At 66.7% G+C, this 22,524-nt stretch carries 17 protein-coding genes; 12 read left to right on the forward strand and 5 right to left on the reverse strand.

Annotation, left to right across the window (positions count from 1 at the left end; genetic code table 11):
* Positions 1-2: 2 nt before the first annotated feature.
* The 10 genes from B8W69_RS20730 to B8W69_RS20775 are packed head-to-tail and all read left to right on the forward strand — an operon-like array spanning position 3 to position 10,715.
* Positions 3-1,271 (forward strand): MCE family protein, encoded by a 1,269-nt coding sequence (locus tag B8W69_RS20730; RefSeq protein WP_085291652.1) that lies wholly within the window; start codon positions 3-5, stop codon positions 1,269-1,271.
* A complete protein-coding gene (locus B8W69_RS20735; RefSeq protein ID WP_085291653.1) occupies positions 1,268-2,296 on the forward strand; it encodes an MCE family protein in 1,029 nt (342 codons plus the stop codon). Before B8W69_RS20730 ends, B8W69_RS20735 begins: the two co-directional genes overlap by 4 nt.
* On the forward strand, positions 2,293-3,477 hold the full coding sequence (locus B8W69_RS20740; protein ID WP_110882007.1) for an MCE family protein: 1,185 nt from the start codon (positions 2,293-2,295) through the stop codon (positions 3,475-3,477). The genes B8W69_RS20735 and B8W69_RS20740 overlap by 4 nt, the downstream gene beginning before the upstream one ends.
* Positions 3,474-4,820 carry an MCE family protein gene (locus B8W69_RS20745; protein WP_085291669.1) on the forward strand — a complete coding sequence of 449 codons (1,347 nt, stop codon included), beginning with the start codon at positions 3,474-3,476 and terminating at the stop codon, positions 4,818-4,820. Before B8W69_RS20740 ends, B8W69_RS20745 begins: the two co-directional genes overlap by 4 nt.
* Positions 4,817-5,938, forward strand: coding sequence for an MCE family protein (locus B8W69_RS20750; protein WP_085291654.1), 1,122 nt, complete (start codon positions 4,817-4,819; stop codon positions 5,936-5,938). The genes B8W69_RS20745 and B8W69_RS20750 overlap by 4 nt, the downstream gene beginning before the upstream one ends.
* Positions 5,939-7,411: an MCE family protein gene (locus B8W69_RS20755; protein WP_085291655.1), complete on the forward strand. Its 1,473-nt coding sequence runs from the start codon at positions 5,939-5,941 to the stop codon at positions 7,409-7,411.
* Positions 7,412-7,428: 17 nt separating this feature from the next.
* A complete protein-coding gene (locus B8W69_RS20760; RefSeq protein WP_085291656.1) occupies positions 7,429-8,097 on the forward strand; it encodes an Rv1363c family protein in 669 nt (222 codons plus the stop codon).
* Positions 8,094-8,717, forward strand: a complete 624-nt coding sequence (locus B8W69_RS20765; RefSeq protein ID WP_110882006.1) for a hypothetical protein — start codon at positions 8,094-8,096, stop codon at positions 8,715-8,717. Before B8W69_RS20760 ends, B8W69_RS20765 begins: the two co-directional genes overlap by 4 nt.
* Positions 8,718-8,731: 14 nt before the next feature.
* Complete coding sequence (locus tag B8W69_RS20770) at positions 8,732-9,229, forward strand: CAP domain-containing protein (RefSeq protein ID WP_085291671.1); 498 nt, start codon at positions 8,732-8,734, stop codon at positions 9,227-9,229.
* A 34-nt stretch (positions 9,230-9,263) separates the two neighbouring features.
* Complete coding sequence (locus tag B8W69_RS20775) at positions 9,264-10,715, forward strand: MBL fold metallo-hydrolase (protein WP_085291657.1); 1,452 nt, start codon at positions 9,264-9,266, stop codon at positions 10,713-10,715.
* On the opposite strand, the gene B8W69_RS20780 is transcribed toward B8W69_RS20775, so the two are convergent.
* The 3 genes from B8W69_RS20780 to B8W69_RS20790 form a co-directional block, all read right to left on the reverse strand.
* Positions 10,604-11,236 (reverse strand): rhodanese-like domain-containing protein, encoded by a 633-nt coding sequence (locus B8W69_RS20780; protein WP_085291658.1) that lies wholly within the window; start codon positions 11,234-11,236, stop codon positions 10,604-10,606. The two genes, B8W69_RS20775 and B8W69_RS20780, sit on opposite strands and share 112 nt — an antisense overlap.
* 71 nt (positions 11,237-11,307) lie before the next feature.
* Positions 11,308-11,580, reverse strand: a complete 273-nt coding sequence (locus B8W69_RS20785; protein ID WP_181447449.1) for a hypothetical protein — start codon at positions 11,578-11,580, stop codon at positions 11,308-11,310.
* A 150-nt stretch (positions 11,581-11,730) separates the two neighbouring features.
* The gene (locus tag B8W69_RS20790) at positions 11,731-15,972 is read right to left on the reverse strand and encodes a bifunctional nitrate reductase/sulfite reductase flavoprotein subunit alpha (RefSeq protein ID WP_085291659.1); all 4,242 of its coding nucleotides are present in this window, start codon (positions 15,970-15,972) and stop codon (positions 11,731-11,733) included.
* Between the two features lie 338 nt (positions 15,973-16,310).
* On the opposite strand from B8W69_RS20790, the gene B8W69_RS20795 reads away from it, so the two are divergent.
* Positions 16,311-16,769: an LppP/LprE family lipoprotein gene (locus B8W69_RS20795; protein ID WP_245843320.1), complete on the forward strand. Its 459-nt coding sequence runs from the start codon at positions 16,311-16,313 to the stop codon at positions 16,767-16,769.
* 353 nt (positions 16,770-17,122) lie between these two features.
* On the forward strand, positions 17,123-18,526 hold the full coding sequence (locus B8W69_RS20800) for a nitrate/nitrite transporter (RefSeq protein ID WP_085291660.1): 1,404 nt from the start codon (positions 17,123-17,125) through the stop codon (positions 18,524-18,526).
* On the opposite strand, the gene B8W69_RS20805 is transcribed toward B8W69_RS20800, so the two are convergent.
* On the reverse strand, positions 18,516-20,468 hold the full coding sequence (locus B8W69_RS20805) for an acyl-CoA dehydrogenase family protein (protein WP_085291661.1): 1,953 nt from the start codon (positions 20,466-20,468) through the stop codon (positions 18,516-18,518). The genes B8W69_RS20800 and B8W69_RS20805 overlap by 11 nt on opposite strands.
* A gap of 101 nt (positions 20,469-20,569) precedes the next feature.
* Positions 20,570-22,524: ABC transporter ATP-binding protein/permease (locus tag B8W69_RS20810; protein ID WP_245843319.1), on the reverse strand; the 1,955-nt coding region annotated here is incomplete at its 5' end.

Consider the following 22,524-nt stretch of genomic DNA (forward strand, 5'->3'; position numbering starts at 1 on the left):
GGATGAGTGATCACACGGCCGGCGGGCCATTACAGCGAAACAGGACCCGCAGCAGCAAGATTGACCCGATCTGGTGGGCACCCACGCTGTTCATCCTCATCGGTGGTCTGATCGCGATGACGGCGGCCTCGTTCTCGGGCAAGTTCCAGGACTTCGTCCCGCTTACGCTGGTGTCGGACCGCGCGGGGCTGGTGATGGAAGACGGTGCCAAGGTCAAGCTGCGTGGAGTCCAGGTCGGCCAGGTCGCGTCCATCGGCACCGATGTGAAAACGGCTCGGCTGCAACTGAAGATACAACCGGACGCCTTCAAGTATCTGCCGAGCAACCTCGAGGCCGAGATCAAGTCGACCACCGCGTTCGGCTCCAAATTCGTCGACCTGATCGTCCCCGGCCATCCCAGCGCCACGTCGCTGAAGCCCGGCGCGCTGCTGCACTCGCGCAACGTCACCGTGGAAGTCAACACGGTGTTCGAGAACCTGCAGGCGGTGGTCCAGGCGCTCGACCCGGCAAAGCTGAACTCGATCCTGTCGGCCTTCGCGCAATCGGTTCGCGGCAAGGGCGAACGCATCGGACAGGCGATCACCGACGCCAACAACGTGCTTCTCACCGTCAACCCGCGCATGGACACCATCGGTAAGGACTGGCGGCTGTTCGGCAAGACCACCGCCATCTATTCCGATGCGGCACAGAACATTCTGTCCATCCTGGATTCCGTGACGACGACCAGCGCCACCATCACCGACGACCAGCGTTCGCTCGACTCGCTGTTGCTGTCGGCGATCGGCTTCAGCCAGACCGGCATCAACGTGATCGGCCGCAACGAATCGAACATCGTGCGGTCGATGAACCTGCTCGACCCGACCATGGCGCTGTTGGAGAAATACTCCCCGACCTACACCTGCCTTTTCCAGGGCGCGCAATGGTATGTCGACCACGGCGGCCGCGACGCCCTGGGCGGCAACGGATACTCCGTGATCCTGGACGCGGCACTGCTTTTCGGCGACGACCCGTACCGCTTCCCCAAACACCTGCCCAAGGTCAACGCCACCGGCGGCCCGGGCGGCAAGCCCAGCTGCGGTTCGTTGCCCGATCCCAGCGCGAACTTCCCGGTGCGCGCGCTAGTCACCGATACCGGGTGGGGGGCGGCCCCCAACGAGATCCGCACCAACGTGGCCGCGGGTAATCCGTGGTGGGCCAACTGGTTCCCAACCACCAAGAACCCGCCCGAAGGACCACGCTACTTCTGGCGCGGGGGGCAGCCGCCGCCATGAGAAGGAAGCTATCCAGCATCATCCTGCGCGTCGGGATCTTCACCGCGGTGTGCCTGCTGTTCACCTTTGCGCTCATCGCGGTGTTCGGGCAGTTGCGCTTTGAGGACCGCACGGGCTACCGCGCGATCTTCACCAACATCTCCGGCCTGAAGTCCGGCAACTTCGTGCGCGTCGCCGGAGTGGAAGTCGGCAAGGTCGGCAACCTGAGCCTGCATCGTGACGGCACCGTCACCGTCGATTTCGAAGTGGACCGGGGTGTGCGCCTCAGCGAGGGCACCAATGCGGTGGTGCGCTACGAAAACCTGATCGGTGACCGCTATCTCGCGCTCGAGGAGAGCCCCGGGCCGCCGCGCCGGCTGCCGCCGGGCGCGACCATTCCGCTGGCACGGACGTCGCCCGCGCTCGACATCGACGCCCTGATCGGCGGCTTCCGCCCGTTGTTCCGCGCGCTGGACCCCGATCAGGTCAACGCCCTGTCCGGCCAACTGCTGCGGATCTTCCAGGGGCAGGGCGGGACGCTGGCCTCGGTGCTCTCCCAAACGTCGATCCTGACCTCGACCCTGGCCGGGCGCAGCGAGCTGATCGGCCAGCTGATCACCAACCTGAACACCGTGCTGCACACCTTCGCCACCCGCGACCACGAATTCTCCGATGGCGTGGACAAACTGGCCCAGCTGGTGGACGGGCTGGCGCAGCGCAGGAACGACATCTCCACCGGGCTCGCCTACATCAACGCGGCCGCGGGCTCGATCACCGACCTGCTCGCCCAGTCCCGCCAGCCGATCAAAGACGTTGTGCACGAGACGGATCGGGTGTCCGGGCAGGTGCTCTCGGACAAGGAGTACGTCGACAAACTGCTCACGGACCTGCCGGACATCTACCAGGTGCTCGCCCGGCAGGGCCTGAACGGCGACTACTTCGGCTTCTACTTCTGCGAGGTATTGCTCAAGCTGAACGGTAAGGGGGGCAACCCGATCTTCGTCAAGCTGTTGGGCCAGCCCAGCGGGCGGTGCACGCCGCGATGAAGCTGAAACTGCCCAAGGTGAAATCGGCTGACCGCCGCAGCCCCTTTGTGCTCGGAGTGAGGGGAACCGTCATCCTGGCCTGCGTGACCGTCGTCGCCTTTCAGTACAACAAACTCCCGTTCATCAAGAACACCGACGACTACGCGGCCTACTTTTCCGAGGCCGGCGGCATCAAACCCGGTAACACCGTGCGGGTTTCGGGCATGGGTGTTGGCCGGGTCTCCGACCTCCGCCTGGAGGGCACCAAGGTTCGTGTCGGCTTCACCGTACGCAAGGGTGTCGAACTGGGCGATCGGACCGAGGCGGCGATCAAAACCGAGACGATCCTGGGCGCCAAGATGCTCGAGCTGACTCCGCGGGGCGGCGGGCAACTATCGGGCACCATCCCGTTGGAACGCACCACCTCGCCGTACGAGCTGCCCGACGCGCTGGGCGACCTGACGACCACGATCAGCGGCCTGGATACCGCCCAACTGTCCACGGCCCTCACGACATTGGCCGACACTCTCAAAGCGACGCCATCCAACCTCAGGCCCGCCCTGGAGGGTGTGGCCCGGTTCTCGGACACCCTCAACGGCCGCGACGCGCAGCTGCGCAGCCTGCTGGGCAATGCCAACAAGGTCTCGACGGTGCTGGGCAAGCGCAGCCAGCAGATCGCCGGGCTGGTGGCGAACTCCAACGCGCTGTTGGCCGCGCTGCTCGACGAGCGAGACTCGCTGGACGCTTTGATGAACAACCTGACCGCGGTTTCGCATCAGGTCTCCGGGCTGGTGAACGACAACCGAACCCAGCTCAAGCCGGCCCTCGACAAGCTCAACGGCGTGCTGGAGATCCTGGACAACCGCAAGGAAGACATTCAGAAGACGCTGCCCAAGTTCAAGCGGTATGCGATGTCCTTCGGCGAATGCCTCGGCTCCGGACCGTTTTTCAAGGCCTACGTGGCCAACCTGGTTCCAGGCCAGATCGGCGGCCCGGTGCTCGACGCGGACATGTATGACCGGTTCCTGGACCCCAACCAGAAGCTGCCGTCGGAGGCGGTCGACCCGCCCACCGGCACGCCGCCCGTGCCGCCGGAGAACGCGCCGGTGCCGCTGTGGTCCCAGCCGCCGTCGCCGCCGCCGTCGACGCCGCCCATCCGGACCGTTCCGCCGCCCTCGCCGCACGATTTCGATTCGCCATGAACATGACTCGAGGCACCCTGCGCAAGGTGACCGCCGCCAGCCTGATCCTGACGCTGGCCGTGGGGTCGTTCTTGGTCGGCGGCAAACTGTGGAAGGACGTCGAAAAGAACACGTACTCGGCGTATTTCGCGGAGGCCAACGGCCTGTTCGTCGGCGACGAGATTCGCATCCTCGGCGTCGCCGTCGGCGTGGTAGACAAGATCGAGCCCCAGCCGGCCAGCTCCAAGGTGACGTTCTCGGTCGACAAGCAGTACTCGATCCCGGCCGATGCCCGCGCCGCCATCCTGTCGCCGTCGCTGGTGACCTCCCGGGCCATCCAACTCGTCCCGGCCTACTCCGGCGGGCCCAAGTTGGGCGCCGGCGCCTCGATCCCGCTGAGCCGCACCGCGGTTCCGGTGGAATGGGATGACTTCCGCAAGCAGCTGGAGAAGCTGACCGACGCCCTGCAGCCCACCAGCCCGGGCGGGGTCAACTCCGTCGGCGAGTTAATCGACTCGGCCGCGGACAACGTGCGCGGCCAGGGCGACACCGCACGCGACACCGTCATCAAGCTCTCCGAGGCGACCTCGGCGCTCGGTGATCACGCCGACGACATCTTCAGCACCGTGCGTAACCTGCAGCTGCTGGTGTCCGCGCTGTACTCCAGCAGCGACCTGCTGGCCTCGTTCAACCAGAACCTGGCGAGCGTGACGACGCTGCTGTCGAACACTCCCAACGAAGTCGGCAATGCCTTGAAGTCCCTGGACGGGGCGCTCACCGATGTGCGCGATTTCCTGGCCGAGAACCGCGAAGCGGCGGGCGTCACGTTCGACCGGTTGGGTTCCATCACCACCGCGCTCAACGACAGCCGCGGCGACATCAAGCAGATCCTGCACATCGCCCCGACGGTCTTCCAGAACTTCCTGAACATCTACCAACCGGCGCAGAGCGCGATGACCGGCATCCTGGCCCTGAACAACTTCGCCGACATCCCGCAGTTCATCTGCAGCTCGATCGAGGCGGCGTCACGGGCGCGGTTGGCGCGGGTGTCGAAACTGTGCCTGCAGTACCTCAACCCGATCATCAAAAACCGTATCTACAACTACATTCCGGTGGGCATCAACCCCTTCGTCGGGACGCAGGCCCGGCCCAGCGAGATCACCTACAGCGAGGACCGGCTACGGCCCGGGTACACGCCCCCGCCACCGCCCGACGCATCCGCGCCGCCGGCTGCCCCGGCGCCGTCGCCCGAGCAGCCGGCACTCGCCGATCAGCCGCCACCCGGCGAGCCGCCGCCGGCAAACACGACGTCCAACTCGATCGAGGTGCTGCAGAACCTGATGCTTCCGACGGGGCCATCATGAGGACCGCGGTAGCCGTCGTCCTTGGTCTGGTGTGCGTCGCGTCGTTGTCGGCGTGCGGCTGGCGCGGCCTGAATTCGTTCAGCCTTCCCGGCACCGCGGGTGGGGGACCGGGCTCGTACACGATCCAGGCGCAGATGCCCGACGTGGTCACGATCCAGGAGAACACCCGTGTCCGGGTGGACGACGTCAACGTCGGCAACGTCACCAAGATCGAGCTGCAGGATTGGCATGCTCTGGTCACCATGCGGATCAACGGCGACGTGCACCTGCCGGCCAATTCGACCGCCAAGCTCGGGCAGACCAGCCTGCTCGGCTCGATGCACATCGAACTCGCGCCGCCCAAGGACGAGCGGCCGGTCGGTCAACTCAGGGCGGGGTCGGTCATCCCGTTGCCGCGCGCCAGCCTGTATCCCACCACCGAGCAGACGCTGGCCTCGGTGTCGATCCTGCTCAACGGCGGCGGAATCGGGCAGCTGCAGGAGATCACCCAGGCCGTCGCCAAGGCATTCGCCGGCCGCGAGAACGACATGCGCAGCCTGCTGAGCCAGATCGACGAGTTCATCGCCAAAACCAACGACCAGACCGCCGACATCATCACCGCCGCCGAGAATCTCAACGCGTTGGCCGGGCAGGTCGCCGCCAACGACCCCGTCGTCGACAAGGCGCTGACGTCCGTGCCCAAGGCGCTGGACGTCCTGGCCAAGGAGCGCGCCAAGATCGCCGACACGATCGATCAGGTCGGCAAATTCAGCGCGATCGCCGCCGACACCATCCACCAGAGCAGGGAATCGCTGGTGAACAACCTGCGCAACATCGCACCGGTGCTGCGGTCGCTCGCCGACGCGGGACCCTCGCTCACCAAGGGGCTCGACGGCCTGGCGACCTACCCGTGGCCGGCATCCACCGTGCGGAACTGGTTCCGCGGCGATTACGCCAACCTCACCCTGGTTGTCGATCTGACGTTGAGCCGCATCGACCAGGGCCTGTTCACCGGCTCGCGATGGGAAGGCAACCTCACCCAACTCGAACTGCAGTGGGGCCGCACCATCGGCATGCAGCCGAGCCCGGTCACCGGGGGCAACCCGCTGACCTATCCCTATCACTTCGGGGGGTACTGAGTGCTGCGGTTGAATCGCCGGACGTGGATCCAGCTGTCAATCCTGACGCTGGTGACCGTCGTTTCTTGTGGGGCAATGGCATTCAACTTCATGAAGCTGCCCGCCACGTTGTTCGGGATCGGGGAGTACAAAGTCACCGTCGACCTGCCGCAGTCGGGTGGGCTCTATGAGACCTCGGTGGTCACCTACCGCGGTACCGATGTGGGCCAGGTGAAGTCGGTCGGCGTGACCGCCACCGGGGTGCGCGCGGTGCTGGCCCTGCGGTCGGGAGTCGAGGTGCCCTCCGACGTGCAGGCGTCGGTGCACAGCCGCTCGGCGATCGGTGAGCAGTACATCGAGCTGACGCCCCAGCCCGGCAAGGAGGACGGCCAGCATTCCCGGCCGCTGCGCGACGGCGACGTGATCACCGCCGGACATGCCGACGTTCCCGTCGACATCGGGCACCTGCTCGACATGACCAACCGTGCGCTGCAAGCGATTCCACGGGACAACTTGCGCACCGTGATCGACGAGACCAACCGTGCGGTTGGCGGCCTCGGGCCGGAACTGTCCCGCATCGTCGACGGGTCGACCGCGCTGGCCATCGCCGGCGGCCGGACCGTCGATCCGCTTGCCGCCCTCATCGACCAGGCGCCGCCGGTGCTCGACTCGCAGGTCCAGACATCCGGTGCGATCGCCACGTGGGCCGGACGCACCGCGGCCGTCATGGCGCAGTTCAAAGCGCAGGACGCCGCGGTGCGAGAGCTGTTGACGCAGGGCACGTCCGGCATCGAGGAAGGCCGCGCGATGCTGGACCGGGTGTCGCCTGCGTTGCCGGTGCTGTTCGCCAACCTGGTGAGCCTCGGCGATATCGCCGTCGTCTACCGCCACGACATCGAACAACTCCTGGTGCTGCTGCCGCAGGGCATCGCGGCCATGGCGGCGATCATCGTGCCGAGCTCGAACACCAAGCAGGAGTACCGGGGCGCCCAGCTGGACTTCAACCTCAACCTCAACCTGCCGCCGCCCTGCACGACGGGATACCTGCCGCCGGCGCAGCGCCGATCGCCGGCCAGCGTCGACGCTCCGGACCGGCCCGCCGCCGACCTGTATTGCCGGGTACCGCAGGACTCCGAGTTCAATGTCCGTGGCGTGCGCAACATTCCGTGCGAGAGCAAGCCGTGGAAGCGCGCGCCCACCATCGAATTATGCGAAAGCGACGAAGATTACGTGCCGCTCAACGAGGGCTACAACTGGAAGGGCGACCCCAACGCCAGCACCAGCGGTCAGGGCGTCCCGCAGTATCCACCGGGCCAGGACCCGCGGCTGCCACCGCCGCGGGGCACCGCGCCACCGCCCGCGCCCGTAGCGGTCGCCACCTATGACCCGGCCACCGGCGAATACATCGGCCCGGACGGTCGCCGCTACACGGAATCGGACCTGGCGCACCCCCGCGCCAAGAGCTGGCAATCACTCCTTGTCCCGCAACCCTGAGAGTTTGAAGGAGCGCCATGGCGGACAAACCCGATACCCCCACAGCCGAGGAAACCCTCGACGAGTCAACGGCACTCGACGCCGAAGACATCGACGTGGACGAGGCCGAAGAGGCTGAAAAGATCCACACCGAAGACGGTGACGGCGGTGAGAGTCCATCTCCGGGCAGGCTCGCGCGGTGGCGCGAGATTGCCCGGCGGCGGCGGCTTTCGCGCACCGGGTCGGCGTTGGTGGTCAGCGGCCTCATCGTGGCGACGCTGGCCGGCCTGAGCGGCTGGCTCGGGTACCGCGCCTACGAGAAGCACGACGCCCAGGCCCGGCAGAGCCTGTACGTCGCGACGGCGCGTCAGGGCGCGGTGAACCTCACCACGATCAACTACACCCAGGTCGACGCCGACGTGCAGCGGATCCTCGACCTGGCCACCGGCGCATTCCGGGACGACTTCGAACAGCGGTCCAAGCCGTTCATGGAGGTTGTCAAGGCGGCGCAGTCGAAATCGGAAGGGACGGTCACCGATGCCGGACTGGAATCCCAACGCGGCGACTCCGCCCAGGTTTTGGTGGCGGTCGCGGTGAAGTCCCGTACCGCCGCGGGCGAGGAGGCGCCGCGGGAATGGCGCATGCGAATCGAGGTCCGATCCGTCGGCGATGACGCCAAGGTTTCCAACGTGGTGTTCGTGCCATGACGACACTGGAGGAAGACGTGAACCTCGATACCGCCGACGAGGAACTGGACTCGGCGGGCGAAGGCGCGCAACAGGAGTCCGACGCCACCGAATCGTCCGCCGAGGTGCAGTCGAAGGCCGAGCGGGCATGGCGCCCCATCGTATGGTCACGGGTATTCGGCTACGGGATCTTGCCGGCCCTGGCGCTGGTGTTGGCCCTCGGCGCGGGGTACCTCAAGTGGTCGGCGGGGGCGGCGGACGATCTCGCACGGGCCCGGGCCGAATCGGTGCAGGCCGCCCGCGACGACGCGGTCACCCTGTTGACCTATCACGCCGACACGGTGGACAAGGACCTCGCCGCGGCGGGCGAACGGCTCACCGGTGAGTTCAAGGATGCCTACGCCGAGCTGACCCGCCAGGTTGTCGTGCCCGGCGCCAAGGAGAAGCACATCTCCTCGGTCGCCAAAGCCAATGCGGCGGGGTCGGTTTCGGCGACCACGAATCACGCCGTGGCGCTGGTGTATGTCGACCAGACCGTGACCATCGGCGCGGGCGCCCCCACCGACACCCAGCCCGTCGTGCGGGTGACCCTGGACAAGGTCAACGGCCGGTGGCTGGTGTCGCGCTTCGACCCCGTGTGATCCGGGGAACCGCCATGGGAGTCTCGCTACGCCGCTGTTTGGCCGTGGGCGTCGTTCTCTTGGGCACGGCCAGTGTTGCGGCTCCCGCCGCGCGGGCCGACAACAAACGGCTCAACAGCGCGGTCGTGTCCGCCGTCTACACACTGCAGCACCAGGCGGGCTGCACGAACGACGTCATCAGGAACAACGCGCTCACACTGGCCGCCGAGTGGCACGCAGACGACATGATCAACAACCGAAACATCAACGACGACACCGGCTCCGACGGCTCGACGCCACAAGACCGCGCCAACGCCGCGGGCTTCCGCGGCAGGGCCGCCGAGACGGTGGCCATCAACCCGGCCATCGCCATCAGCAGCCTGGAACTGGTGAACCAGTGGTATTACAACCCGGATGACATGGCGATCATCCGTGATTGTGCCAACACCGCCATCGGGGTGTGGTCGGACAACAGCATGGACCGCACCGTGGTGGTGGCCGTGTACGGGCAGCCGGAACAACCCAAACGGTAAGCGGTAGAAGAAAGTTACTCCGGGGAGGCGTTCGATGATCTTCACGCAGCACTATCTGAGTTGTTTGTCGCAGGCGTCCTACTTCATCGGGGACGAGAGCAGCGGCCGCGCGATCGTCGTCGACCCGCGCCGCGACGTCGGCATCTATCTCGACCAAGCGGCCGAGCATGGGCTTCGCATCGAGCGGGTTATCGAGACGCACATCCATGCCGACTTCCTCAGCGGTCACTTGGAGTTGGCAGAAGCCACGGGGGCGGTGATCTCCTACGGGGAGGACGCCGACGTCGAATTCTCGATCGAGCCGCTACACGATGGGCAGCGAATCTCCTTGGGCGAGGTAACGTTCGAGGTGCTGGCGACGCCCGGCCACACCCCGGAGTCGATATGCATCGTGGTCTACCAGCGTCCCGGCGACGAGGTGCCCTACGGTGTCCTCACCGGCGACACGCTGTTCGTCGGCGACGTCGGGCGGCCGGATCTCTGCTCGTCGGCGGGCATTACCACCGAACAGCTCGCCGAGTCGCTCTATGGGTCCTTGCACGACAAGCTGCTCAAATTGCCCGACGCCACGCGGGTGTTCCCGGCGCACGGCGCCGGATCCTCCTGTGGCAAGCAACTTTCGAGCGAGACCAGTTCGACCATCGGTGAGCAGAAGAAGAGCAACTACGCGCTGAACAAGCCAGACGTGCACGCATTCATCGCCGCTGTCACCGACGGGCAGTCGGTGCAGCCGCCCTATTTCGAGTTCGACTCCAAACGCAACACGGAGGCGCATCCACTGCTCGATGACGACCCGCCGCCGCTGCTGGACATCGACGAGGTGCTGCGGCACGCGCAGCGAGGCGCCATCCTCCTGGACACGCGGGAGCCGAGTGATTATGCCTGTGGCCATCTGCGCGGTGCCGTCAACGTCAGCCTGCAGGGGCGCTTCGCCGAATGGGCCGGCAACGTGCTGTCCCCGGATCGCGACATCGTGCTGGTCGGTGATCCCGTGCACGCGCATGAATCCAAGATCCGGCTTGCCCGAGTCGGTTTCGACCGGGTGGTCGGTCAGTTGCGCGGCCTCGCCCAGGTTGTCAACCCGCGGGGCGATCTCGTGTCGGCCGCTTCCCGGTTGAGCGTCCATCAGCTCGCCGGATTGCGCGATGCGGAGCCCCGGCTGCAGGTGGTGGACGTGCGAGGGCCCGGCGAAGTGGAGGATGGGACCATCCCCGGTGCGAGTGTGATTCCGCTATCGGCGCTGAAGGCTTCGTTGTCAGAGATCGATCAGAGCGCACCCGTCGTCGTCTACTGCGCAAGCGGCACCCGCTCGATGGTGGCCGCCAGCGTGCTGCGGGCGTCCGGCTACGGCGACGTGTCGGACGTGCTGGGCGGCTATGGCGCCTGGATGGGGGCCGAACTGCCGACCGAAGACGTCAGCGCCCAGCCCTCGGCGTCGAGCGCGGACAAGACCGCCTCGGGATCCGATGTGGCGCCACGGTTGTAGGGCAGCTTGGACAGGGCCGTAGCCATCGCGCACGTGTTCGTGAGGGCAGCGAAAGTCAGCCCGCTCCCGATGGCGGCGGCCACCCATTTGAGCCGGGGGAGTGCGACGCTGCCCAGCACCGAGGACAGCACCACGGATCCGGCGACGAGGCGCACCTGACGTTCGAGCTCCCAACGCTGCGTGCCGCGGTGGACGGCGAAACCCCGGCGCTCCCAGTCGACGATTCCTTTCTCGAGGACGCGCCCGCCGTTCAACCCCGCGTCGCGCAGCAGTGCGTGGGCTTTGGTCGAGCGTTGTCCCGAGCGGCACACCAGCACGATGTCGCGGCCGTTGTCGAGGCGTCCGGCGATGTCGCCGGCGTGGTCTTCCAGCACATCGAGTGGCACGTTGTACGAGTCCGCGATGTGCGCGGTCTCGAACTCGGCGGGGGTCCGCACGTCGAGAACGCGCGGAGCGGTGGGCGACTCAAGCAGCGTGCGAAGCTCGACCGAAGTGATGGCGTCGGCGCTCGTCGCGTTCATTGATCCTCCGGGGTGGGCGGTGGGCGTTGTGCTCTATCTACCCCGGCTCGCCGGCGACGCCGACGTTTGGATCAACGTGAATCTGAGACGATCTGCAGCGTCTCCGCGGCGTCAAGCTCGTCGGCGGTCTCGCAGACGCACACATGGGCGCCGTGTCGCCACGGCCCGAACTGCGTACCGCGCCTGCGTAACAGATGCTGCCAGTAGACCTTGTCGCGTTGATCGCGCGAGAACGCGAAGTCCAGGTTGATGGGCAGTCCCGCCCAGTCGACCTGGTCGCTGACCGGTTCGTCGACCGTGCCGCCATACCGCAGCCGGCATTGCAGCGGGCAACCGTTCCTGATGACCCGATCGGGTCCATCACACTCCTGAGCCACGATGACGTCACTCCTTCAGGTGCGCGACCTTGTGGGTGCATCGTGCGACGCCGAAGTTTCGGCTGCGGGTGTGCGGTGTTTCCGCTGTGTTACGGCTTCGGCGGCGGCCGATCAGCGCTAGTAGACGTCGCGGTGGTAGCGCTTGTCGGCGCTCAACGTTTGGACGTAGTCCTTCGCCGCCGCCGGGTCGAGCTTGCCGAATTCGGCCGCGATCTCGCGCAGCGCCCGGTCGACGTCCTTGGCCATGGGATCCGCGGTGCCGCAGACATACAGCTGGGCGCCGTCCTGCAGCCAGCTCCACAGCTGCGCCCCACGGTTGCGCATCAGGTGCTGCACGTAGACCTTCTGCGGCTGGTCACGGGAGAACGCCAGGTCCAACTCGGTGAGGAACCCGTCGTCACGCATCTGCTCGAGCTCGTCGCGGTAGTAGAAGTCGGTGGCGGCGTGCTGCTCGCCGAAGAACAGCCAGTTGGGTCCGGTGTGGCCGAGCGCGCGCCGTTCCTGCAGAAAGCCGCGGAAGGGCGCGATGCCGGTGCCGGGTCCGATCATGATCATCGGAGTGTCCGAGTCGCTCGGCGGCCGGAAGTTGCTCGACTGCTGCAGATAGACGGCGATTCGATCGCCGGGGGAGCGGTCGGCCAGGTAGGTCGAACACACCCCGCGGCGCGGCACGCCCTGGAAGTTGAAGCGCACCGGGGAGACCGTCAGGTGGACCTCGCCCGGGCACGCCTTGGGGCTCGAGGAGATCGAGTACAGCCGCGGCTGAAGGCGCTTGAGGACCCGCAGCCACTCGTGCGCCGACGCGGAGACCGGCAGCTTCGACAGCAGGTCGATGGACTGGCGCCCCCACGTCCAATCCGCGAGCGCGCGTTTGTTTTCCGGCTTCAGCAACTCCGCGAGGGTAGGGTCACCGGTGCGCTCCTGGACGAACCGCACCAGGTCCCGGCTGATGTGGGCGATCTCGATGCGCTCGGTGAGCGCGGAGCGCAACGACATCAGACCGTGCTCGCCGACCTCGACCGGGGTCTGGCCGTTCAGCCCGGTCACCGACAGCCATTCGTCGACCAACTGGTCGCTGTTGCGCGGCCACACCCCGAGCGCGTCACCGGCCTCGTAGGTGACGGCTTCTTCCGGCAGGTCGAACACCAAGTGCCGCACGTCTTTTGTCGATTCGGGCTGACTCAACACGGTGTTGCGGACCATGCCGGTGATCAGCGGGTGCTTCTTGCTGTAGCCGCTCGTCGCGTGGCCATTCTGCTGGGACGGTACCGCTACCGGGGCAGTGCGGGCCGGGGCCACCGCGGCTCCGTCGCCGCCGACGGCCGTGGGCGTCTTGGTCAGCGCGTCGATGACGTCGCCCACCCACTTCGCCGCGGTGTCGTCGTAGTCGGGTTCACAGTCCACCCGATCGGCGATGCGGGTCGCCCCCAGCTCGGCCAGCCGCGCATCAAGATTGCGGCCGTGACCGCAGAAATTTTCGTAATTGGAGTCGCCCAGTGCGAGCAGGGCATAGCGGGTGTCGGTGAGTCGCGGCGCACCCTCGCCGGCCAGCGCCCGCCAGAGGCCGGCGCCGTTGTCGGGCGCTTCGCCGTCACCGGTGGTGCTGGTGACGAACAACAGCTCCTTCGTCGTCGCCAATTCGGCCACAGGGAAGTCGTCCATGCTCTGCAGCGTGACCGGAAGTTCGGCGGCGCCCAATTGCGCGGCGATCTCGGCGGCGAGCTCTTCTGCGTTCCCGGTCTGCGATGCCCAGAGCACGACGATGGGAGCGCGCTCGGCCGCGGGTTTCGCATCGGCCGGCGCGGCGGGCGGTTGCTGAGCCGCCGGCAGCGGCGTCGGTTGGACCCTCTCGGGCAGCGCTACCGGCTGGGGTCCGTCGATGCGCGAGAACAGTCCTGCCACCAGGCCGTCCACCCACAGCCGGGTGCTGGAGTCGAACGGCGCGCTCAGGGGCAGGGTGGGCACCCCGCCGGCCTTGCGTCCCGCGTCCGAGCGAAGCCCGGACAGCATGCCGGCCAGGTAGGAGCGACCGAGTTCGTCAAATTCCGGCTTGGGTTGTGTTGCCACACCCAGCAATTCACCGAGGGCGTCGACTTGTGACACGCTGATTTCTCGTATCTCCGTGGGCGCGGGTTCTGGTGTGTCGGTGGGCACCGGCGTCTCGGTGGCCGAAACGGGTTGAGAGACCGCGATCTTCGTCAGCGCAACGGCGCACACCTTGAATTCCGGCTGGCTGGAGATCGGGTCGACCGCGTCGTTGGTGACGGCGTTGATCGACAGGTATTCGCCGAAGGCGTCATTCCAGTGGAAGGGCGCGAAGCAGTTACCGGGCCGCACCCGGTCGCTGACGACGGCGGGCAGCACGGCGCGGCCTCGGCGGGAAGCGATTTCGATCTGATCGTCGTCGGCGATCTGCAGGAGCGCGGCATCATCGGGGTGGATCTCGACGAACGGCCCGGGATTGAGCTTGTTGAGCTTGGCGACCTTGCCGGTCTTGGTCATGGTGTGCCATTGGTGCGGCAGGCGACCGGTGTTCAGCAGGAACGGGTAGTCGTCGTCGGGCATTTCCTCGGGCATCAGGTGCGGGCGGGCGAAGAACATCGCACGACCCGTGGTCGTGGGAAAGGCGAATCGCGGCACGCTACCGTCTTCGCGCACCAACTGCGTCTGGCTGACACCGTCATTGAGATAGCGGATCGGGTTGCGGTCACCGTCGCCCTCCGGTGGGCACGGCCACTGCAGCGGGCTCTGACGCAGCCGCTCATAGCTGACGCCACGCAGGTCATAACCGGTCTTCGGGTTCGAGAACCGCTTGATCTCTTCGAAGACTTCCTCGGCGGAGTCGTAGCTGAACGCCTCCGAAAAGCCCATCTCGCAGGCGATCCGGGCGATGATCTGCCAGTCGGGCAGGGCGTGGCTCGGCGCCTGGACCGCGGGCTGGAACAATGTCATGTTGCGCTCGGAATTGACCATGACCCCTTCGGATTCCGTCCACAGGGTCGCCGGCAACAACACGTCGGCGTACTCGTTGGTCTCGGTCTGGAAGAACGCGTCCTGCGCCATCACCAATTCGGCGCGCTCCAGGCCGGCCAGCACCGTCTTTCGGTTGGCAACGGAGGCAACGGGATTAGTGCAGATGATCCAGCAGGCCTTGATCTGCCCGTCGGCCATCCGGGAGAACATGTCGATGGTTCCGCTGCCCACCTCGGTGCGCAGCGTTCCGCGGGGAATGCCCCACAGGTTTTCCACGAATTCGCGGTCGTCGTCGGATGCCACCGATCGCTGGCCCGGCAATCCCGGCCCCATGTAACCTATCTCGCGACCGCCCATCGCGTTGGGTTGTCCGGTGAGGGAGAAGGGGCCACTGCCCGGTTTGCAGATCGCGCCGGTGGCCAGGTGCAGGTTGCAGATGGCGTTGGTATTCCAGGTGCCGTGCGTGCTCTGATTGAGGCCCATCGTCCAGCAGCTCATGAAATTGTCAGCCTCGCTGATCATTTGAGCCGCCGCGCGGATGTCCTCTTCGGGGAGGCCGGTCGTCGCGCTGACCATGTCGGGGGTGTACTGCTCCAGGAAACTGGGCATCACCTCCCAGCCTTCGGTGAATTCGGCGATGAAATCGGCGTCGGTGTGCCCGTTCTCGACGATCAGGTGCAGCAGTCCGTTGAGCAGGGCCAGATCCGAACCGGGCGCGATCTGCAGGAACAGATCGGCCTTGTCGGCGGTCGCGGTGCGGCGCGGGTCGACGACGATCAGCTTTGCGCCGGCCTTGACCCGGTCCATCATGCGCTGGAACAGGATGGGATGGCAGTCGGCCATGTTCGCGCCGATGACGAAGAAGACGTCGGCACGCTCGAAGTCCTGGTAGGACCCGGGCGGCCCGTCCGCACCCAGTGAGAGCTTGTAACCGGAACCCGCGCTGGCCATGCACAGTCGCGAGTTCGACTCGATCTGGTTGGTGCCGATGAAGCCCTTGGTCAGCTTGTTCGCAAGGTACTGCGCCTCCATGGACATCTGACCGGACACGTACATCGCGAAGGCGTCCGGGCCGTGTTCATCGACGATCGCCCGTAACCGCTTCGCACACTGGGTGATCGCCCGGTCCATGTCGATGGGCTGGAGCGGTTCGCCGCGGTCGGCCCGCGCATGCGCCGAGTCCATCCGGCCCGGCGCGCCCAGCATGTCCGCGGTGGTGGCGCCCTTAGTGCACAACCGGCCGAAGTTCGCCGGATGTTCCTTGTTCCCAACCGACTTGGTGACGTGATCGCGGCCCGTTTTCGGATCCGTTGTGATCTGTAACACCAATCCGCAGCCGACGCCGCAGTAAGCGCACATGGTGTTCACGGCGTTCACACGCGCCATGGACTCCCTCGCCACGCTCACGTCCCTCCGTCGAGTGCGTACGGGTTAGCTCCGTATCGGGTGAGTTCATTGTGGAGCAGGCATGTTTCGGCATCGCTGCTCGAAATGTCCCCCGGTTTACTTCTTCCTCTCAACGGCCAACGCGCCGTTGTGAAATCGCCGGGGGAATTCACGGCTCAAGATTGCGTTAGCGCAGGTCACCGTTGACCGCCCGCCCCGCTTGAGGCTACTCAGCGCGAGCTTCGAAACGCTTCTCAGAACGAGGTTTTTGACCAAACCGACGGGACATTCACAGTCTTCGCTAAGCTCACCGCGTGCGTCAGCTCATTGTGATCTTTATGGTTTTGCTGGCCTCCGGCTGCGGCTGGAAGCCGACCGCGCCACCGCAGGCCCGACCCGACACCTGCAAGGACTCCGACGGGCCCACGGCCGGCACCGTGCGCCGGGCCATCACCGCGGTCCCCATCGCCGTTCCCGGCACGATCTGGGTCGAGATGGGCCGGGGGCACACGCGAAACTGCCGGTTGCACTGGGTGCAGATCATCCCGACGATCGCCAGCGAATCAAGTCCACAACAACTGCTGTTCTTCGACCACAACACGCCGCTCGGTAGCCCCACCTCGAACCCGAAGCCGTATATAACCGTGCTACCGCCTTCGGATGACACCGTCACCGTTCAATACCAGTGGCAGAAGGGAAATGATCAGATGTGCTGTCCCACCGGGATCGGAACGGTCAAGTTCCGGATCGGCCCAGACGGCAAGCTGCAAACCCTTGGCAAGGTCCCGAATCAATAACGTTGCACACCAATGACTTCCCTGCACACCCGAGACTCCGCCGGAAAACCAATGCCGTTGTGTAACAGTCTGATCACGCCAACGCGGCCGCAATGCCGTGGCCAGGCACAATCCGGGATTCAAAACCGTCCGGGGCGAAGGCATTTCGGCCCGGGGTACAACAGCAACGAACCCGCACGGCGTTGATTCAGGAGATTCTCATCGCACGATGCGGGATTGCTTGGGAAGTCCTGTCATCCTGGATGGCCGGTGCCGGGTGATTATTGCGGAGCCACCGACACGTAATTGGCCGGCGGGCGGCCCGGCATCCGCGTGTGACGCCTACGAGCAGTGAGGCTGGAAGGCAGGTTTGGATGGGGCGGTCACGACGGATCGCGCACTGGGACCCCGAAGACGATGCGGCATGGGAAGCCGGTAACAAGGTCATCGCCCGGCGCAATCTGATCTGGTCCATCGCGACGATGCACGTCGCCTTTTCGATCTGGTACCTGTGGTCGGTGATGGTGCTGTTCATGCCGCAGTCCGTCTACGGTTTTTCCACCGGCGACAAGCTGTTGGTGGGCGCCACCGCGGCGCTGGTGGGGGCGCTGGTGCGCATCCCTTACGCCATGGCCACGGCGAGGCTGGGTGGCCGCAACTGGGCGGTGTTGTCGTCGCTGGTGCTCCTGATCCCCACCGTGGCCGCCATCGTGCTGTTGGCGCACCCCGGCCTGCCGTTGTGGCCGTATCTGGTGTGCGCGGCGTTGACCGGCCTGGGCGGGGGAAACTACGCGGCTTCGCTGGCCAACGTCGAATCCTTCTTCCCGCAGCGTCGCAAAGGGTTCGCGCTGGGGCTCACCGGCGGGATCGGCAACCTGGGCGCGGCGAGCATCCAGGCCGTCGGGCTCGTCGTACTGGCCACGGCGGGCAACCAGGCGCCGTATTGGGTGTGCGCCGTCTACCTGGTGCTCTTGTCCGTCGTCGGCGTCGGGGCCGCGCTGTTCATGGACAACCTGGATCACTTCATCGAGGTCGCGCACGTGCGCTCCGTGCTCGCGGTGCCCGACACCTGGGCGATCTCGTTTCTCTACATGTGCGTCTCGGGCTCGTTCATCGGGTTCGCGTTCGCGTTCGGCCAGGTCATTGCCCACAACTTGATCGCCGGCGGGCAGACCCATGCGCAAGCGGCCCTGCACGCGGCGGAGATCGCCTTCCTCGGACCGCTGCTCGGATCGGTGGCGCGGGTGATCGGCGGCAAGCTGGGCGACCGCTTCGACGGCGGCCGCGTCACCCTGACCGTGCTGGCCGCGATGGTCGGCGCCGGCGGGTTCCTGGTCGCTGTGAGCATCCACGACGACCTGACCCGCGGCGCACCGGTGTCGATCTACACGACCGCCGGCTACATCGCCGGATTCATCGCCCTGTTCATTTTCTGCGGCCTCGGCAAGGGCTCGGTCTTCAAGCTCATCCCCTCGGTCTTCGCCGAGCGCAGCCGCGCGCTGGACCTGGACGACACCGAGCGCCGCCATTGGGAACGCGTCAGGTCGGCGGCGTTGATCGGGTTCGCCGGATCGTTCGGCGCGCTGGGCGGCATGGTGATCAACCTGGCGCTGCGAGAGTCCAACACCATTACCGGCACCGAGACGCCGGCCTTCTGGGCGTTCATGATCTGCTACGTCGCCGCGGCGTTGTTGACCTGGGCGAGGTACGTGCGGCCGCAACGCGCGACCCGCGCACCCGGCCGCGAGGCGATCGCCGAGCAGCCCGTCAGCTCGTGACGGCCTCGGCCAGGTTCTCCGGATGCAGCATCTCGACGTAACGCAGCCGCTCCGGGACCCCGAACCCGTCGACAAGCGTCTCGGCGTGCGGTCGCAGCGCACGACATCGGTCGTTGATTCCCCGGGTGACCGCCTTGGCGCGTTCGGTGGACAGGTAGCGGTGCTCGATGTACCAGGCCTTGTCGTCCTCGATCACCGACAGCGCGTACAGGTCGCACAGGATGCCGAGAAGTTCGCGGGCCTGCTCGTCGGGGCATGCGTCGATCCCGGCGACGAACGCCTCCAGGATGACGCGATCGATGTGCGCGCTGGCCGCATGCAGCACGTGATCCTGTACCGAGTTGAACGCGTCGAATGCCGACATCTCTTTGGATTTGGCCTGCAGCCGGCGCGCCACGGATGCCAGCAGATATTCCTCGCGGTCCTCGAACATCTTGATCTGGGTGCCGCGGTTGAACAGGCTGCCCTCTTCTTCGCTGTCTTGCCGCGCATCCACGATCGTCTGGATGATCGTTTCTGCCGCAGTGCGTTTCACGACCCGTTCGCCAACGGTGTTAGCGGCGAAGCGAACCCATTCGACAGGGCTCATGCTCTTGATGTCGTCGGCGTAGGCGGTCAGCAGTTCCTTGGCCACCAGCTGGGTCAGCACGTGGTTGTCGCCCTCGAACGTGGTGAAGACGTCGGTGTCACCCCGCAGCCCGATCAGCCTGTTCTCGGCCATGTAGCCGGCACCGCCGCACGCCTCGCGCGACTCCTGGATCGCGCGGCTGGCGTGCCAGGTGTTGGCGGCCTTCAGCCCGGCGGCACGCGCTTCCAGTTCGCGTTGCTCGTCGGCGTCGGGGGCGTCCGCGCTCTGCACGTCGTGACACTTGCCCACCAACTCGTTCTGCGCGAATTGCAGTGCGTATGACTTCGCGATCAGCGGAAACAGCCGCCGCTGGTGCACCAGGTAATCCATGATCAGCACCTCGGAATCGTCATCGGGTGCGTTGAACTGCCTGCGCTGCAACGCATATCGGGTGGCGATGTCCAGGGCCACCCGGCCGGCCGCACCCGCGCTGCCGCCCACGGTGATCCGGCCGCGGACCAGGGTGCCCAGCATGGTGAAGAACCGGCGGTTCGGGTTCTCGATCGGCGAACTGTACGTGCCGTCCGCGGCGACGTCGCCGTACTTGTTCAGCAGGTTGACCCGCGGGACGCGGACATGGTCGAACACGATGCGGCCGTTGTCGACGCCGGGCAGCCCGCCCTTGTATTCGCAGTCCGACGTGGTGACGCCGGGCAGGTCGTTACCGTCCTCGTCGCGGATCGGGACCAGGACGCAGTGCACACCGTGATTGACCGGCTTGCCCTCCTCGGTGGTGATCAGTTGTGCGAAAACGGCTGCCATGGTTGCGGTTTCGGCGGCGCCGCCGATGTAGTCCTTGCGGGCCGACGGGGTTGGGGAGTCGATGACGAACTCTTGGGTCTCAGGGTCGTAGGTTGCGGTGGTCTCCAGCGACTGCACGTCGCTGCCGTGCCCGGTCTCGGTCATCGCGAAACAGCCGCGCAACTCCAGGCTGATGATCTGGGGCACGTAGGTCTCGTGGTGGCGCTCTGTGCCCAGGTTCTCCACGGCCCCGCCGAACAGCCCCCACTGCACGCCGGCCTTCACCATCAGCGACAGGTCCGACATCGCCAGCATCTCGATCATCGTGATCGCCGCACCGACGTCGCCGGTGCCGCCGTGTTCCTTCTTGAAACTGTCGGCGGCCGCGCCGAACGCCGCCATGATCCTCATCTGCTCCGCCACCTTGGTGCGGGCGATCACGGTGTTCGGTGTGTAGTGCGGGCGGAACAGGTCCTCGGAGAGCGTGTCCCGCATCCGGTTTCTGACATCGCGCCAGCGCCCGTCCAGGGCGTTGCGCAGATACTCGGCAGTGCTAGTCGTTTCAGGCGCCATAAGCCGACAGTAATGGGCGGGTCGCGTCGCGGGAACAACGGCGACAGTTCATGTCGCCGAACGGAAGTTCGCGGCCGCCGTCGGCCGCCGGCGCCGGAAACTCAGAACTCGGGATGACGGGCTTGCGGGGCGGGATCGGGAGACGGGCCGCGGCTGTGGCCGAGGGGCGACCGCAGCCGGTAGAGCGCGAACCCGGCCGCGATGACGCCGAACAACACGAGCATCCCCATGTCGAACACCCACCAGCCGCTGTAGTGGGTCCACGTCACGGCGTCGGCCGCCAGCGAGTCGACCCTGCGCAGATTCGCGGTGGAGGCTGCGGCCGCGAAACCCCACTGGGCCGGGACGAACCAGCTGATCTGCTGCAGGCCCAACACGCTTACCAGCTGCACCAGGCTCCCGTTGAACAGCGCAGAGGCCAGGATCACCGGAACCACCAGCGGCAGGACCTCCCGCGGCGACTTGCCCAGCGACGACAGCGCGAGGCCGATGACCGCGGAGACGATCGCGGTGACGGCCACGCTCACGTAGAGCTCGACCGTGGCGTTGTGCAGCAGGACGGCGCTGCGTTCCGGCTCGCCCTTGACCGCGATGACGATCGCGAACACGACGGCCGTCCAGACGGCCGCGGCCAGGCCGTAGACGGTGAACTTGGCGGTCAGGTAGGCCGGCGCGGACAGGCCGACCTCCTGCTCGCGCCGGTAGACGCGATGTTCGTTCACCACCGCGCGGATGGTCAGCGCCGTCCCGATGATCACCGCGGCGACGTTGAAGGCGGCCAGGATCTCGATGGCTTCGTGCGCGTTGGCGCTGCCCGGATCGGGCCGCGTCAAGCCGGAATCACCCGGGATCAGCAACGCGAGCCCGGCCAGCACGAACGGCAGGATCGCCAGGAACGCGAAGTAGATGCGATCACCGAGCAGCAGGCGAATCTCGCGCCGGGCCAGTAACCGGATCTGCCGGTTCCTGGACAGCACGGGTGGCGGCGGGCCGGGTGCCGCGACTTCGGGCGGGGCGGTCGGTGCCGCCGTCTGCGGCCGCGCGCGGAAGGCGCGGTGGGCACCCTCGGGATCGGCGCCGACCTGCGCGAGCACCCTCGACCAGTCGTTGGTGCCCATCGCGGACTCGACTTGCAGGGGCGTTCCGAGATACGCGACTTTGCCCGCGGCGGTGAGCACCAACACCTGGTCGCACGCGTTCACGTCGGTGAGCGACGTGTGCGCCGAAATCGCGACCACGACGGCGCAGCCGATGTTGGCCTGGTGTCGCAGTATCGCCATGACGTGACGCTGCTGGGCCGCATCCAGTCCGGCGGCGGGTTCGTCGACCACGAGCAGGCTGGGCCGGCTGACGAGCTCGACCGCCAGGGCGGCGCACCGGCGCGCCTCGGGTGAGAGCTTGCGGATTCTGGTGTCCCGGTGCGGGGTCAGCTCGAGTTCGTCGAGAACCTGGCTGACCACGCGCTCGCGCTGCTCGGCCCCGGTGTCCGGTGGCAGCCGCAGTTCGGCGGCGTACTCCACCACCTGCGCGACGGTGAGCTGCCGGTGCAGGCGGTCGTCGCGCGGGACCACCCCGATGCGGGTGCGCATGAACTCCGGCTCGGCGTGGACGTCGTGCCCGTCCACGATGACGCGCCCGGAGCTGAGTTCCCTGGTGCCGGCCAGCAGCGCGAGCAGCGCGGAATTGCGCGCGGCGGACGGTCCGATGACCGCGGTCATAGCGCCGGGACGCGCGGTGAACGAGATGCCGGACAGCGTCTCGCGGCCGTCGACCGTGAGGCCTAGCTGATAGGCCACCATGCCGGTGGTGCGCGACGCGGTCAGCAGCGGCAGCTGAAACGTGGAGTTGGGTTCCTCGGTGCGAAAGGATGGGCGCTGGGCGGGCAGCTTGCTGGTCACCATCCGCTCGATCAGGCTCGCGCCCTTGTGCTGCTCGGGTTCCGCGGCTGGCGGGGGGACCGGCGGAGCCGGTGGCTGAGCCGGGGGTGCCGCGGCCGGGAGAACCGCGCCGGGAGGCGGTGGTGGCGGTGGGCTGGCCTGGGCAGGCCGTTGGGCGG

Source organism: Mycolicibacterium vulneris (assembly GCF_002104765.1).
Classification (GTDB): Bacteria; Actinomycetota; Actinomycetes; order Mycobacteriales; family Mycobacteriaceae; genus Mycobacterium; species Mycobacterium vulneris.

What these genes read in the sequence shown, in the direction of transcription:
- B8W69_RS20790 (WP_085291659.1), bottom strand. Translation starts at nt 15,972, where the DNA reads ATGGCGCGTGTGAACGCCGTGAACACCATGTGCGCTTACTGCGGCGTC.
- B8W69_RS20745 (WP_085291669.1), top strand. Translation starts at nt 3,474, where the DNA reads ATGAACATGACTCGAGGCACCCTGCGCAAGGTGACCGCCGCCAGCCTG.
- B8W69_RS20805 (WP_085291661.1), bottom strand. Translation starts at nt 20,468, where the DNA reads ATGGCGCCTGAAACGACTAGCACTGCCGAGTATCTGCGCAACGCCCTG.
- B8W69_RS20730 (WP_085291652.1), top strand. Translation starts at nt 3, where the DNA reads ATGAGTGATCACACGGCCGGCGGGCCATTACAGCGAAACAGGACCCGC.
- B8W69_RS20770 (WP_085291671.1), top strand. Translation starts at nt 8,732, where the DNA reads ATGGGAGTCTCGCTACGCCGCTGTTTGGCCGTGGGCGTCGTTCTCTTG.
- B8W69_RS20740 (WP_110882007.1), top strand. Translation starts at nt 2,293, where the DNA reads ATGAAGCTGAAACTGCCCAAGGTGAAATCGGCTGACCGCCGCAGCCCC.
- B8W69_RS20735 (WP_085291653.1), top strand. Translation starts at nt 1,268, where the DNA reads ATGAGAAGGAAGCTATCCAGCATCATCCTGCGCGTCGGGATCTTCACC.
- B8W69_RS20800 (WP_085291660.1), top strand. Translation starts at nt 17,123, where the DNA reads ATGGGGCGGTCACGACGGATCGCGCACTGGGACCCCGAAGACGATGCG.
- B8W69_RS20765 (WP_110882006.1), top strand. Translation starts at nt 8,094, where the DNA reads ATGACGACACTGGAGGAAGACGTGAACCTCGATACCGCCGACGAGGAA.
- B8W69_RS20795 (WP_245843320.1), top strand. Translation starts at nt 16,311, where the DNA reads ATGGTTTTGCTGGCCTCCGGCTGCGGCTGGAAGCCGACCGCGCCACCG.
- B8W69_RS20775 (WP_085291657.1), top strand. Translation starts at nt 9,264, where the DNA reads ATGATCTTCACGCAGCACTATCTGAGTTGTTTGTCGCAGGCGTCCTAC.
- B8W69_RS20780 (WP_085291658.1), bottom strand. Translation starts at nt 11,236, where the DNA reads ATGAACGCGACGAGCGCCGACGCCATCACTTCGGTCGAGCTTCGCACG.
- B8W69_RS20750 (WP_085291654.1), top strand. Translation starts at nt 4,817, where the DNA reads ATGAGGACCGCGGTAGCCGTCGTCCTTGGTCTGGTGTGCGTCGCGTCG.
- B8W69_RS20760 (WP_085291656.1), top strand. Translation starts at nt 7,429, where the DNA reads ATGGCGGACAAACCCGATACCCCCACAGCCGAGGAAACCCTCGACGAG.